The organism is Pseudomonas sp. NBRC 100443, assembly GCF_030268185.1.
GTDB classification, from domain to species: domain Bacteria; phylum Pseudomonadota; class Gammaproteobacteria; order Pseudomonadales; family Pseudomonadaceae; genus Pseudomonas; species Pseudomonas citronellolis.
Genome location: NZ_BSQE01000021.1, coordinates 66,792 through 79,029, shown reverse-complemented (window position 1 = coordinate 79,029; position 12,238 = coordinate 66,792). Strand labels below are relative to the sequence as shown.

The following is a 12,238-nucleotide window of genomic DNA, read 5'->3' as shown; positions in this document are numbered from 1 at the left end:
TCGCGGCGAAGTTCGCCAGTCCACTGCCGCGCCCTAGCCGATGAACAGCCGGTACGCCGGGTTCTCGCTCTCGTCCCAGTAACGGTAGCCGATGGCGTCCAGCACCGCGCCCAATTCGCCGCGCTCATGCTCGGGCACCTGCAGGCCGGCCAGCACGCGGCCGTCGGCGGCGCCGTGGTTGCGGTAGTGGAACAGGCTGATGTTCCAGCGCCCGCCGAGGCGTTCGAGGAAGTTGAACAGCGCCCCCGGCCGCTCGGGGAATTCGAAGCGGAACAACCGTTCCTGCTCCACCTGCGGCGCGCGGCCGCCGACCATGTGGCGGATGTGCAGCTTGGCGGCCTCGTTGTCGGTCAGGTCCAGCACCGGGAAGCCCCGCTCGCGCAGTTGCTCCACCAGCGCCGGGCGCGGATCGTTCTGCGGGTGGGTCTGGATGCCGACGAAGATCTGCGCTTCCTCGCTGCGGTCGTAGCGGTAGTTGAACTCGGTGATCTGGCGCTTGCCCACCGCCTCGCAGAAGGCCTTGAAGCTGCCCGGGCGCTCGGGGATGGTCACCGCCAGGATGGCCTCGCGCTTCTCGCCCAGTTCGGCGCGCTCGGCGACGTGGCGCAGGCGGTCGAAGTTGATGTTGGCGCCCGAATCGATGGCCACCAGGGTCTGCCCCGCCGCGTCGTCGCGCTCGACGTACTTCTTGATCCCGGCCACCGCCAGGGCGCCGGCGGGCTCGGTGATGGAGCGGGTGTCGTCGTAGATGTCCTTGATCGCCGCGCAGATTTCATCGCTGCTGACGGTGATCACCTCGTCCACGTGATGGCGGCACACTTCGAAGTTGTGCGCGCCTATCTGCGCCACCGCCACGCCGTCGGCGAACAGGCCCACCTGTGGCAGCACCACGCGCTCGCCGGCGGCCAGGGCGGCCTGCAGGCAGTTGGAGTCGTCCGGCTCGACGCCGATGACCTTCACTTCCGGGCGCAGGTACTTCACGTAGGCGGCGATGCCGGCGACCAGGCTGCCGCCGCCCACCGGCACGAAGATGGCGTCCAGGCGCCCGGGGTGCTGGCGGAGGACTTCCATGGCCACGGTGCCTTGCCCTGCGATCACGTCCGGGTCGTCGTAGGGCGGCACGAAGGTGTAGCCGTGGGCCTCGGCCAGTTGCAGGGCGTGGGCCAGGGCCTCGGGGAAGGCGTCGCCGTGCAGCAGCACCTTGCCGCCGCGGGAGAGCACGCCCTGCACCTTCAGCTCCGGCGTGGTGCGCGGCATGACGATGGTCGCGCTCACGCCCAGTTCCTTCGCCGCCAGCGCCAGGCCCTGGGCATGGTTGCCGGCGGAGGCGGCGATCACCCCGCGCGAACGCTCCGCGGTGCTCAGTTGCGCCAGCTTGTTGTAGGCGCCGCGGATCTTGAAGGAGAACACCGGCTGCAGGTCCTCGCGCTTGAGCAGCACCTGGCAGCCCAGGCGCTCGGAGAGCTGGCGGGCCGCTTGCAGCGGGGTTTCGATGGCCACGTCGTAGACCGGCGCGGCGAGGATCTTGCGCACGTATTCCTTGAGCAGCGCGTCCTGGCTCATGCGCGCGCCTCCCGGGTTCGGCCGCCGGCAGGCAGGCTGTCGAGCAGGTCGGCGCCGCAGGCGTCATCGGTATGGGAATCCATGAGGGGCTCGAACTGCCGGGCGTTGATCAACCGATCCGCCTGTTCGATGGCCTGGGTGACGCGGTGGGGGCTCATTGGGCCTGTCTCCTGCTGGGCTTTTTCACGGGGCCCGGGAGACAGTCAGAAAAAACCCGCCTCCAGGGCGGGTTCGGTGGACGTCGGCTAACCCGCCAATTGCGTAATGGCGGTAATAATGATTCGGCCGAAGTGCAGGGTTGTGCGGGTCATGCCGGCCAACTTAGGCGAAGCCGGGGGCGGCCGTCAAGCGTCGGCGTCGAGGTGGACCAGGACGTTGACGATGTGCCCGGCCGGGTCGCGCAGGAAGAAGCGGCGAACGCCCCAGGGCTCGTCCCGCGGCCCGAAGAGGATTGCCGCGCCGGCCTCGCGGGCCCGCTGCAACACGGCCTCCAGGTCGTCCACCTCCACCGACAGCGCCGGCACCGGGGCACCCCCGCCGCCCTCGCTGGCCAGGGAGAACTGCGCATGGGCGCGGCCCTCGCCGCCCAGGGTGAGAATCCAGCCGTGGTCCATCAGCAGGTCCAGTTCGAATACCTGCCGGTAGAAGGCCGCCAGCGCCGCCGGATCGTCCACGGCCAGGTTGGCGACCAGGCGTCTGACAGCCATGGCCTACTCCATTTTTCAATTCGCCGGGGAACAGTGGCGATCTTCGACGGTCTTTCCAGGATAGGCCAGGAAATCGCCGGCAACAGCCCCATCGCCATGCAGGCAAGCCGGCAGAAATCCCAGGCCTGGCCATACTGTCGATACCGCTCGATGCAGGGATCGCCCAACCGCGAACAGGGAGACGTCCTTCGTGCAGAACTTCCTTCACCGCTACCAGACCGCCTACCGCAAGCTGCGCAACCTGCATTGCAGCGGCCTCACCGCCATGCACCGGGCCTTCCGCTATGCGGCCTTCGGCAGCACCGGGCGCTTCGTCAACGGCTATACGCAGATGCGCATCCACCTCAGCCGCTGAGAGCGCCCGCCTCGCCTCAGCCGAGCAGCGCGCCCAGGTCGAGCAGGCCGTCGCGGCGCGGCGGGCACCAGTAGTAGCCGCCGGTCAGCGGGCGGCTGAAACGGTACAGGGCGTCGACGATGCCGTCTTCCAGGCCGCTCATGCGCCGCAACTGCGCCTCGAAGGCGTCCAGGCTGCGGCCGAAGGCCAGGAACATCAGCCCGGCCTCGGCGCCCGCGGTCCAGGGCATCGAGCGGCGCACCACGAAGGCCTCGGGCTCGAAGCTCTCCTGGGCGGTGCGCTTGACGTGGGCGGACTCGGGCGCCTCGTCCAGTTCCTCGTTGTCGCTCTTGCGCCGGCCGATGATGTCGTCCTGCTCGGCCTGGGGCAGCGCGGCGAAGGCCTGCAGCTGGTGGCGCCACTGCTGGATGGCGGCGAAGCTGCCGCCGTCCAGGCCGGCGCCGGCGCCGGCGACGACCGCCGCATCCACGGCGTCTTCATCCTGAGGGTTCTCGGTGCCGTCTTCGTAGCCGGTCAGGTCCAGGCCGGCGCCGTGGCGGAAGGCCTCGACCTGCTCCACCAGCTGCAACGCCGGCGCCAGTTCGCGCGCCAGCGCATGGGTGCGCAGCAGCAGGTCGCCGCGGTCCTCGCCGCGCAGCCACACCCACAGGGCGTGCTGGGTGGACGGGTTGTCGACGCCGGCGCCGGACAGCGCCGGGAACTCGCGCAGCCCCTCGACCTGGCGGCCCAGCACGCGCACCAGCGATGCGCCGAAGCCGACCACCGCGCTCTCGCCGTCGGCCAGCTGCAGCAGGCGGTCGAGGGCGGCCGGCAAGTGTTCCGCGGCCTGCAGGTCGAAGAACAGGTGGCGGGCCTGGGCGGGAACCGGGGTGGCGAGAATGCCGGGCTGGTAGAGGCTCATGGGGCGTCCTTGGGCGAAAAGGCGCGATTCTACTGGCTGGCGGCGGCTCCGCGTCAATGCGCGGCGCCCGCTGCGGCGCTTCTGCCCATGCCGGGCAGGCCGGACGCAGCGGTCACGAAACGCCTTGCAGGTCAGCCTGGCGCCGGCACCTGCGTTGTTCTTATCGAACACCTACTGTCAAATATTTCTGACTATCGGCGCAGCTCAACCGCACTAAATCAAACAGTTGAACGAATCAAGCCTGCTCGCCTGTCATTTTTTTCATTCAATCGCTCTGTAATTGTTTGACATATTTTACGTCTTTGGCAGACTGCTCGCCCGTTGCGTTCCGGCCGGCAGCCCCTCCTGCCGACCGGGCCCGGCACTCGCCGGGGCCGCCAAGTCCAAAAACAAAAACCGCCAGTCTGCGCCTCCCCTACCCGCCAAGCGCACCTGGCCAGCCAATGGAAAGAACGAACAAATGCTGATCTGGTTTGTCGGGATCTACCTGCTGATTACGGTCATCGTCGGCTTCTACGCCGCGACCCGCGTGCACAACTCCTCGGACTACGCAGCGGCCGGCCGCAGCATGTCCTTCCCCCTGGTCGTGACCATGGTGTTCGCCACCTGGTTCGGCTCCGAGGCCGTTCTGGGCATTCCCGCCACCTTCCTCCAGGAAGGCTTCGCCGGGATCATCGAAGACCCCTTCGGTTCCTTCGGCTGCCTGATGCTGGTGGGCCTGGTCTTCGCCCGCCCGCTGTACCGCCTGAACCTGATGACCATCGGTGACTTCTTCCGCAAGCGCTTCGGCCAGCACGTGGAAATCTTCACCAGCCTGGTGATCATCATCTCCTACATGGGTTGGGTAGCCGCCCAGCTGACCGCGCTCGGCGTGTGCTTCAGCGTGCTTTCCGACGGCGCCATCACCACCACCCAGGGCATGCTCATCGGCACCGTGATCGTGCTGCTGCACACCCTGTTCGGCGGCATGTGGTCCGTGGCCCTGACCGACTTCCTGCAGATGATCATCATCGTCTGCGGCCTGTGCTACCTGGTCTGGCTGATCGGCGACATGGCCGGCGGCCCGCAGGTGGTGATCAGCCACGCCGCGGCCGAAGGCAAGTTCCACTTCCTGCAGGGCACCTCGGCCAAGGACATAGTCGCCTTCCTCGGCGCGGCGGTGACCATGATGTTCGGTTCCATCCCGCAGCAGGACGTGTACGCCCGGGTGATGTCGGCCAAGACCGAGAAGATCGCCTCGCGCGCCACCATGACCGGCGCCGCCTGCTACCTGGTGTTCTGCATGCTGCCGATCTTCCTGACCTACGCCGCGTCGATGATCGACCCGCAGATGGTCAAGCACTGGCTGAACGAGGACGCCCAGCAGATCCTCCCGCACCTGATCATGGAGCGCACCCCGATGTTCGCCCAGATCATGTTCTTCGGCGCCCTGCTCTCGGCGATCATGTCCTCGGCCTCCGGCGCCCTGCTGGCCCCGTCGGTGACCCTCACCGAGAACATCCTCAAGCCCATGCTGCCGCACCTGAACGACCACCAGGCGCTGAAGCTGATGCGCGCCAGCGTGCTGGCCATGACCATCGCCACCTGCCTGTTCGCCTTCTACTCCAACGCCAGCATCTACGAGATGGTCGGCAACGCGTACAAGGTGACCCTGGTCGCCGCCGTGGTGCCGCTGTTCTTCGGCCTGTTCTGGAAGCGCGCCACCACCCAGGGCGCCCTGACCGCCATCGCCTGCGGGCTGATCGGCTGGATCTCGCTGGAGATGGGCCACCAGGAAGGCGACTTCTGGCCGCCGCAATTGGTGGGCCTGATCTGCAGCGCCTTCGGCATGATCATCGGCTCCCTGGCCCCGCAGTTCAGCAAGAACCACGGCGACCACACCGAGACGCTGACCGAGCAGGCCGCAGCAGCTGCCGCCGGCAACTAAGCCTCGCGCTGAATGGAAGAGCCCCGCCTTGGCGGGGCTTTTCTTTTGCGCGCTCTTCGCAGGAGCAACTGTCTTGCGCCGAGATGCTCTTCGTAGGATGGGTTGAGCTTGCGATACCCATGCTGCCGTGGTGATGGGTATCGCTTCGCTCAACGCCATCCTACGAAAAGCCGTGCTTCCTGGAACCGTAGGAGCGGACCTTGTCCGCGATAGCCGGACGTCCCGGCGCGATTCGCGGATGAGATCCGCTCCGCCCCACCCACACCATTTCCCTGTAGCGGCGATGATGGGTATCGCTTCGCTCAACGCCATCCTACGACGGTGCGCCTTCCGCCATGTGAGCGAAGCAATTGCCCGTGGAACCAACCATTCGTGACTTCACGGCAAATATCCTTTGCCGCTACCCGCGTTTTTCTCAGCAGTGCATCCCCGGATACTAAGCTCCAGTGCAACCCATCCCCCACAGGAGCTTCCCATGAGCATTCCCGCCCTCGGCCTCGGCACCTTCCGCCTCAAGGACCAGGTGGTCATCGACTCGGTATCCACCGCCCTGGAGCTGGGCTACCGCGCCATCGACACCGCGCAGATCTACGGCAACGAGGCCGAGGTCGGCCAGGCCGTGGCGGCCAGCGGCGTGCCGCGCGGCGAGCTGTACCTGACCACCAAGATCTGGACCGAGAACCTCTCCCGCGAGCGGCTGATCCCCAGCCTGGAAGAAAGCCTGGACAAGCTGAAGACCGACTACGTCGACCTCTGCCTGATCCACTGGCCCTCGCCGGGCGGCGCGGTGCCGGTCGCCGAATACATGGCGGCCCTGGCCGAGGCCAAGGCGCGTGGCCTGGCCCGCGAGATCGGCGTGTCCAACTTCACCCTGGCGCTGATGCAGCAGGCCATCGACGTGGTCGGCGCCGGCGAGATCGCCACCAACCAGGTGGAGCTGCACCCCTACCTGCAGAACCGCAAGGTCGCCGGCTTCGCCGAACGCCACGGCATCCGCATCACTTCCTACATGACGCTGGGCTACGGCAAGGTGCTGGGCGACGCGGTGATCGGCGAGATCGCCCAGCGCCACGACGCCAGCCCGGCGCAGGTGGTGCTGGCCTGGGCCATGCAACTGGGCTACGCGGTAATCCCCTCCTCCACCCGGCGCGCCAACCTGGCGAGCAACCTGGCCGCCCGCGAGCTGCGCCTGAGCGACGCGGACATGGCCGCCATCGCCGCCCTGGAACGCAACGAACGCATCACCAGCCCGGCCAGCCTGGCCCCGGCCTGGGACTGAAGCCGGCGGCTTGCGCTGCAGCCACGGCGCGGGTAAATGTCGTGGCCGCCACTTTCGCTTCGAATGGGAGAACGCCATGGATCTTGGAATAGCTGGACGCTGGGCGCTGGTCTGCGCCGCCAGCAAGGGCCTGGGCAAGGGCTGCGCCAAGGCGCTGGCCGGCGAAGGCGTGAACCTGGTGATCAACGCCCGCGGCGCCGAGGCGCTGGAAGCCACCGCCGCGGAACTGCGCCGGCACGCGCCGGGCATCGAGGTGCGCTGCGTGCCCGGCGACGTGGGCCAGGCGGAGGTGCGCGCGGCCCTGCTGGCGGCCTGCCCGCAGGTGGACATCCTGATCAACAACGCCGGCGGCCCGCCGCCCGGCGACTTCCGCGCCTGGGGCCGCGAGGAATGGCTGGGCGCCCTGGAGCTGAACATGCTCACGCCCATCGAGCTGATCAAGGCCACGGTGGACGGCATGGCCGAGCGCGGCTTCGGCCGGGTGGTGAACATCACCTCCTCGGCGGTGAAGGCGCCGATCGACATCCTCGGCCTGTCCAACGGCGCGCGCAGCGGCCTCACCGGCTTCGTCGCCGGCCTGGCCCGCCAGCGCCGCCTGGCCTCGCGCAACGTCACGCTCAACGCGCTGCTGCCCGGCTCCTTCGACACCGACCGCCTGCGCAAGGGGCTGGGCGATGACCAGGGCAAGGTCGAGCAGTGGCTGCAGGCGATCCCTGCCGGGCGCTTCGGCACGCCGGAGGAGTTCGGGGCGTTCTGTGCCTTTGTTTGCAGTACCCATGCGGGGTATCTCACCGGGCAGAATCTATTGCTGGATGGTGGGGCTTATCCGGGGACGTTCTGAGTGGCGGCTTTACTTGTAGGAGCGAGCTTGCTCGCGAACAGAGTTCACCGGGAATGCAGGTGCTGGATTTGAGAGCGCCCTCTCCCTAACCCTCTCCCTGAAGGGAGAGGGGACCGTTGGGCAGAGCTGGATGTTCTGGCGTTAGCCGGCAACACCGAAGGTTCCCAACTGAAACCATCACTTTTCTCGGCACGATCTAGCCCCCTCTCCCTTCAGGGCGGGGCGCGCAGCCGAGGGCTGGGGAGAGGAGTCAACCCAACGCACCACGCCCACCGGGAACTACCATTCGCGAGCAAGCTCGCTCCTACGAAAAACTGCCTCCAGGGCCCCCGATGAAAGTCCAATCCGACGAACTCCGCACCTTCACCACCGTCATCGACAGCGGCTCCATCACCGCCGCCGCCGAGCAGCTGGGCCTCACCGCCTCGGCCGTCAGCCGCACCCTGGCGCGCCTGGAGGACAAACTCGGCACCACCCTGCTCAACCGCACCACGCGGCGCATGAAGCTCACCGAGGAAGGCCAGTTCTTCCTCGACAGCGCGCGGCACATCCTGGCGCAGATGGACGAGCTGGAAGAACGCCTGGCGCTGCGCCAACAACGGCCGGCCGGGCGCCTGCGGATCAATGCCGCCTCGCCCTTCATGCTGCACGCCGTGGTGCCGCACATCGACGCCTTCCGCGCGCAGTACCCGGACATCGAGCTGCAGCTGAACACCAACGACCTGAACATCGACCTGCTGGAACAGAGCACCGACGTCGCCATCCGCATCGGCACCCTCAGCGATTCGACGCTGCATGCCCGGCCCCTGGGCAGCAGCCGGCTGAACCTGCTGGCCAGCCCGGCCTACCTGGAGAAACACGGCGCGCCGCAAAGCGTGGAAGACCTGGCCCGGCACAGCCTGCTCGGCTTCACCCAGCCGGAAAGCCTGAACGTCTGGCCGCTGCCCCATGCCGGTGGGGAAAGCCTGGCGATCACCCCCGACCTTTCCGCCTCCAGCGGCGAGACGCTGCGCCAGCTGGCCCTGGCCGGCCAGGGCATCGTCTGCCTGGCGGGTTTCATGACCTGCCACGACATCGCCGCCGGGCGCCTGGTCAAGGTGCTGCCGGAACTGGTGCGCGAGACGCGCCAGCCGATCAACGCGGTGTACTACCGCAACTCGCAGCTGGCCCTGCGCATCCAGTGCTTCCTGGACTTCATCCAGGAACGGCTGGCGACCACCCTCGGCGGCTGATCAGTCCGCCGCCACCACGCTCGCGGCCGGCTGCTTCGGCTGGCTGGTCAGGGTGGTGCCCACCGAGGCGAGCATGATCGCGGCGATGGCCAGCCACTGCAGCACGGTCAGCTGCTCACCGAGGAACACCAGGCCGGACAGCGCGGCGAAAGCCGGCTCGATGCTCATCAGGGTGCCGAAGGTGCGCGCCGGCAGGCGCGTCAGGGCGATCATCTCGAGGGTGTAGGGCAAGGCGCTGGAGAGCACCGCCACGCCCAGCAGCGCCGGGATCAGTTGCAGGTCGAACAGCGCGGCGCCGGAATGCACCAGGCCCACGGGGAAGATGCATATTGCCGCGATGGTCACGCCCATGGCGGCGGTCTGGGTGCCATGGTCGTTGCCGGCGCGCTGGCCGAACAGGATGTACATCGCCCAGCAGGCGCCCGCGCCCAGGGCCAGCGCGGCGCCCAGCGGGTCGACGCCATGGCCCAGCTCGCCGATGGGCAGCAGCAGCCAGAGGCCGCACACGGCGATGGCGATCCAGAGGAAGTCGATGGGCTTGCGCGAGAAGTACAGCGCCACCGCCAGCGGCCCGGTGAACTCCAGGGCCACGCCGACGCCCAGCGGAATCGTGCGCAGGGCCATGTAGAACATCAGGTTCATGCCGCCCAGGGTAATGCCGTAGGCCAGCAGCGGCCCCCAGGAACTGCGCGCGACGGGCTTGCGCCAGGGGCGCAGCACGGCGAGCAGGATGATCGCCGCGAACAGCAGGCGCATGGCCGTCACGCCCTGGGCGCCGAGCACCGGGAACAGGCTCTTGGCCAGGGCCGCCCCGCCCTGGATCGAGGCCATGGAGACGAGCAGCACGGCGACCGGGAAGAACAGCGTGGCGAAACGGGAACGCGGCATGGAGGCAGACCGAAAAGGTTGAAATGCAGCCAGGGACCTGGCGTATGCTTATGCGCAACATAATGCGCAAAATCGGTCGAATGAGCAATATATTGCCCAACACCAACGAACGCCCCAGCGTGCTCGTCCACGTCGCCGACAACGTCAAGACCCTGCGCCGCGCCGCGGGCCTGAGCCAGGACGCCCTGGCCAAGGCCAGCGACGTCAGCCGGCGCATGCTGGTCGGCATCGAAGGCGGCGACACCAACGTCAGCCTGGCCACCCTCGACCGCATCGCCGCGGCCCTCTCGGTGACCTTCGCCGACCTGGTGCGCGCCCCGCAGACCGGCGACCTCTCGCGGGTCGACGTGGTGGCCTGGGCCGGCCGCCAGGCGGAAAGCCGCGGCACCCTGCTGGCCAGCACCCCGGCCCGCGGCCAGGCCGAGCTGTGGCACTGGTCCCTGGCGCCGGGGGACAGCTACGACGCAGAGCCCGATGCCGAGGGGTGGTATGACATGGTCTACGTCATCGAGGGTCAGCTGACGCTGGAGATCGGTGACCAGCGCTGGGAGGTGGCTTGCGGGGGGTTCCATGTGTTCAAGAGCAACCAGCGGTTTTCCTATCGGAACCTGGGGAATGGGTTGCTGCGCTTTGTGCGCAATGTGGTGAATTGAGGGGTGGGGTTGCTTTCGATGGTGCCTCCCGGCGGTCGTGGTGCATTGGATTGAGCCCGTAACCCTCTCCCCAGCCCTCGGCTGCGCGCCCCGCCCTGAAGGGAGAGGGGGCTAGTCCGTGCCGAGAGAAGGAATAGTTTTAGCTGGAAACCGCCAGAGCTGCCGGCTAACACCAGAACACCAAACCCTGCCCAACGGTCCCCTCTCCCTTCAGGGAGAGGGTTAGGGAGAGGGCGCTCTCAACCCCAGCACCTGCAATCCCCAGCCAACTCTGTTCGCGAGCAAGGACTAGGCGTCCCCCTCGCTCCTACGAAAAGCCCCCCACCCAGCAACGAAAAAGACCCGCCGAACAGGCCGTGTGAAAACACCCTGACTGCAGGCCAAGCCAACGCCCCGACTGGTTCGGGGCGTTGGTGTTTCTGGGCCATGGAAAAAGGGTGGGCTTTAGCCCATCAGCTCGATCAACCGGCGAGCACCGAGCACATTGAGGGCCCGTTTCAGGTTGTAAGCGTTGACCGCCAAGGCCATTTCCGTGCGCGCCCCCTGCAACTGGCGGAGCAGGAAGCGGCCGTTGCCCAGGATCCACTGTTTCAGGTTGCCGAAGGGATGTTCGACGATGGACCGGCGCCTGACCATCATCTCCGGATGGGCCTGCATCCGCTGCTGCATGCGCTCGAAAGCCGCTTCATGGGCATGCCGGGTGACGTGTCGGCGTTTGGCTTTCGTGCACTGCGGCTGCAAGGGGTAAGCGCTGCAATCGGTGCGGGCCGCATAGATGCGCTGCTTGCCGTTCACCTGCTTGAGCGGCAGCCATTCGCCCGCCGGGCATTGGTACTGGTCGGTTTCCGCGTCGTAGGTAAAGGCGCTGCGGTCGAACAGCGCGGGACCGTCGCCCTGATTGTTGATCCCCCGATTCGCCGGCACATAGGCGATGATGCCGGCCTCGTCACAGGCCTGGAACTGCTCGCCATTGGAGTAGCCGGCATCCGCCGTGACCGTCAAGTGCGCCTGTTCCAGCACGGCCTGGGCGGCCTTGGCCATGGGTTCCAGTTGCTGGTTGTCGCTGCCGTCCTGGGTCACCGCATGATGCAGGATCAGGCCATGCTCACCATCCACCGCACTCTGCACGTTGAAGGCCACCTTGACTCCTTGGTGCGTGCGCATCAGGCGGGCTTCGCTCTCGCCAACCACGAATTGCTCCAGCCCCTGCGCCTCCATCAGTGCCTGGGCTGTCAGGTTGTCGGCATGCCGGTTCTCCAGGTGTTGCAGCGCGGTCTTGACCGCGCTGCGATCGACCACTTCAGTCGCTTCGCTACGGTCGGCCTCGTCCAGCTCCGCCAGATAGCGGGCAATCTGCGCCTCCAGCTTGGCCTGTTGGCGTTTGAGCTTGGCCAGGCTCAGGTGCTTGCGCTGCGACGCCACCGCCTGGAACTTGCTGCCATCGATGGCCACCAGTTGGCCACTGATCAGCCCCACCTGACGGCAGAACTGCACGAAGGCCCGGCAGGTCGCCTGAAAGGCCGCCCCATTGTTCTTGCGGAAGTCGGCAATGGTCTTGAAGTCCGGTGCCAACCGGCCCAGCAACCACATCACCTCGACATTGCGTCGGCACTCGGCTTCCAGCCGGCGCGAGGAACGGATGCGCTGGAAGTAGCCGTACAGGTAAAGCTTGAGCAGGTCCGCGGGATCGTAGGCCGGCCGCCCCGTCTTCTGCGGCTGCGCTTTGCTGAAACCCAGGACCTGCAGGTCCAGCTGCGCCACATAGGCCTCGATCACCCGCACCAGATGGTCCTCGGGAACCAGTTCGTCCAATGACGGAGGAAACAGACTGTCCTGACCGCGCGCCTCTCCCTGGATGTAGCCCATAAACGACAATGCCCGTATCGATCGAT

12 protein-coding genes are annotated in these 12,238 nt (G+C 67.2%); 6 read left to right on the top strand and 6 right to left on the bottom strand.

From position 1 onward, the window contains the following. Positions 1 to 33: 33 nt before the first annotated feature. From ilvA to QSJ95_RS24540, 3 genes are all read right to left on the bottom strand, one after another. On the bottom strand, positions 34 to 1,548 hold the full coding sequence (ilvA, locus tag QSJ95_RS24550; protein ID WP_276213811.1) for a threonine ammonia-lyase, biosynthetic: 1,515 nt from the start codon (positions 1,546 to 1,548) through the stop codon (positions 34 to 36). A gap of 11 nt (positions 1,549 to 1,559) precedes the next feature. Continuing rightward, on the bottom strand, positions 1,560 to 1,721 hold the full coding sequence (locus tag QSJ95_RS24545) for a hypothetical protein (protein WP_156060087.1): 162 nt from the start codon (positions 1,719 to 1,721) through the stop codon (positions 1,560 to 1,562). Positions 1,722 to 1,907: 186 nt separating this feature from the next. After that, complete coding sequence (locus QSJ95_RS24540; RefSeq protein WP_285645874.1) at positions 1,908 to 2,270, bottom strand: VOC family protein; 363 nt, start codon at positions 2,268 to 2,270, stop codon at positions 1,908 to 1,910. Positions 2,271 to 2,460: 190 nt separating this feature from the next. Here QSJ95_RS24540 and QSJ95_RS24535 point away from each other — a divergent pair, with 190 nt between their 5' ends. Continuing rightward, positions 2,461 to 2,625, top strand: a complete 165-nt coding sequence (locus tag QSJ95_RS24535; RefSeq protein ID WP_167361018.1) for a hypothetical protein — start codon at positions 2,461 to 2,463, stop codon at positions 2,623 to 2,625. A gap of 16 nt (positions 2,626 to 2,641) precedes the next feature. Here QSJ95_RS24535 and QSJ95_RS24530 read toward each other — a convergent pair whose 3' ends face one another. Beyond that, positions 2,642 to 3,526: a Dyp-type peroxidase gene (locus QSJ95_RS24530; protein WP_285645868.1), complete on the bottom strand. Its 885-nt coding sequence runs from the start codon at positions 3,524 to 3,526 to the stop codon at positions 2,642 to 2,644. A 460-nt stretch (positions 3,527 to 3,986) separates the two neighbouring features. On the opposite strand from QSJ95_RS24530, the gene QSJ95_RS24525 reads away from it, so the two are divergent. From QSJ95_RS24525 to QSJ95_RS24510, 4 genes are all read left to right on the top strand, one after another. Continuing rightward, on the top strand, positions 3,987 to 5,453 hold the full coding sequence (locus QSJ95_RS24525) for a high affinity choline transporter 1 (RefSeq protein ID WP_249916836.1): 1,467 nt from the start codon (positions 3,987 to 3,989) through the stop codon (positions 5,451 to 5,453). Positions 5,454 to 5,928: 475 nt separating this feature from the next. Then, positions 5,929 to 6,732, top strand: a complete 804-nt coding sequence (gene dkgB / locus QSJ95_RS24520; protein ID WP_276213805.1) for a 2,5-didehydrogluconate reductase DkgB — start codon at positions 5,929 to 5,931, stop codon at positions 6,730 to 6,732. Between the two features lie 76 nt (positions 6,733 to 6,808). Then, positions 6,809 to 7,573: an SDR family oxidoreductase gene (locus QSJ95_RS24515; RefSeq protein ID WP_276213804.1), complete on the top strand. Its 765-nt coding sequence runs from the start codon at positions 6,809 to 6,811 to the stop codon at positions 7,571 to 7,573. 332 nt (positions 7,574 to 7,905) lie between these two features. Continuing rightward, positions 7,906 to 8,805 (top strand): LysR family transcriptional regulator, encoded by a 900-nt coding sequence (locus QSJ95_RS24510; protein WP_043314362.1) that lies wholly within the window; start codon positions 7,906 to 7,908, stop codon positions 8,803 to 8,805. On the opposite strand, the gene rhtA is transcribed toward QSJ95_RS24510, so the two are convergent. Further along, positions 8,806 to 9,693, bottom strand: a complete 888-nt coding sequence (gene rhtA, locus QSJ95_RS24505; protein WP_043271732.1) for a threonine/homoserine exporter RhtA — start codon at positions 9,691 to 9,693, stop codon at positions 8,806 to 8,808. Positions 9,694 to 9,743: 50 nt separating this feature from the next. On the opposite strand from rhtA, the gene QSJ95_RS24500 reads away from it, so the two are divergent. Then, the gene (locus QSJ95_RS24500; RefSeq protein ID WP_285645862.1) at positions 9,744 to 10,346 is read left to right on the top strand and encodes a helix-turn-helix domain-containing protein; all 603 of its coding nucleotides are present in this window, start codon (positions 9,744 to 9,746) and stop codon (positions 10,344 to 10,346) included. A gap of 444 nt (positions 10,347 to 10,790) precedes the next feature. On the opposite strand, the gene QSJ95_RS24495 is transcribed toward QSJ95_RS24500, so the two are convergent. After that, entirely contained in the window at positions 10,791 to 12,212 is a 1,422-nt protein-coding gene (locus QSJ95_RS24495) for an IS1182 family transposase (RefSeq protein WP_285645861.1), read from the bottom strand. Between the last annotated feature and the right edge of the window lie 26 nt (positions 12,213 to 12,238).

Bases quoted from the DNA above. Each gene is read 5' to 3' on its own strand.
- QSJ95_RS24545 (WP_156060087.1), bottom strand. From the start codon at position 1,721: ATGAGCCCCCACCGCGTCACCCAGGCCATCGAACAGGCGGATCGGTTG.
- QSJ95_RS24540 (WP_285645874.1), bottom strand. From the start codon at position 2,270: ATGGCTGTCAGACGCCTGGTCGCCAACCTGGCCGTGGACGATCCGGCG.
- QSJ95_RS24530 (WP_285645868.1), bottom strand. From the start codon at position 3,526: ATGAGCCTCTACCAGCCCGGCATTCTCGCCACCCCGGTTCCCGCCCAG.
- QSJ95_RS24525 (WP_249916836.1), top strand. From the start codon at position 3,987: ATGCTGATCTGGTTTGTCGGGATCTACCTGCTGATTACGGTCATCGTC.
- dkgB (WP_276213805.1), top strand. From the start codon at position 5,929: ATGAGCATTCCCGCCCTCGGCCTCGGCACCTTCCGCCTCAAGGACCAG.
- QSJ95_RS24515 (WP_276213804.1), top strand. From the start codon at position 6,809: ATGGATCTTGGAATAGCTGGACGCTGGGCGCTGGTCTGCGCCGCCAGC.
- QSJ95_RS24510 (WP_043314362.1), top strand. From the start codon at position 7,906: ATGAAAGTCCAATCCGACGAACTCCGCACCTTCACCACCGTCATCGAC.
- rhtA (WP_043271732.1), bottom strand. From the start codon at position 9,693: ATGCCGCGTTCCCGTTTCGCCACGCTGTTCTTCCCGGTCGCCGTGCTG.
- QSJ95_RS24500 (WP_285645862.1), top strand. From the start codon at position 9,744: ATGCGCAACATAATGCGCAAAATCGGTCGAATGAGCAATATATTGCCC.
- QSJ95_RS24495 (WP_285645861.1), bottom strand. From the start codon at position 12,212: ATGGGCTACATCCAGGGAGAGGCGCGCGGTCAGGACAGTCTGTTTCCT.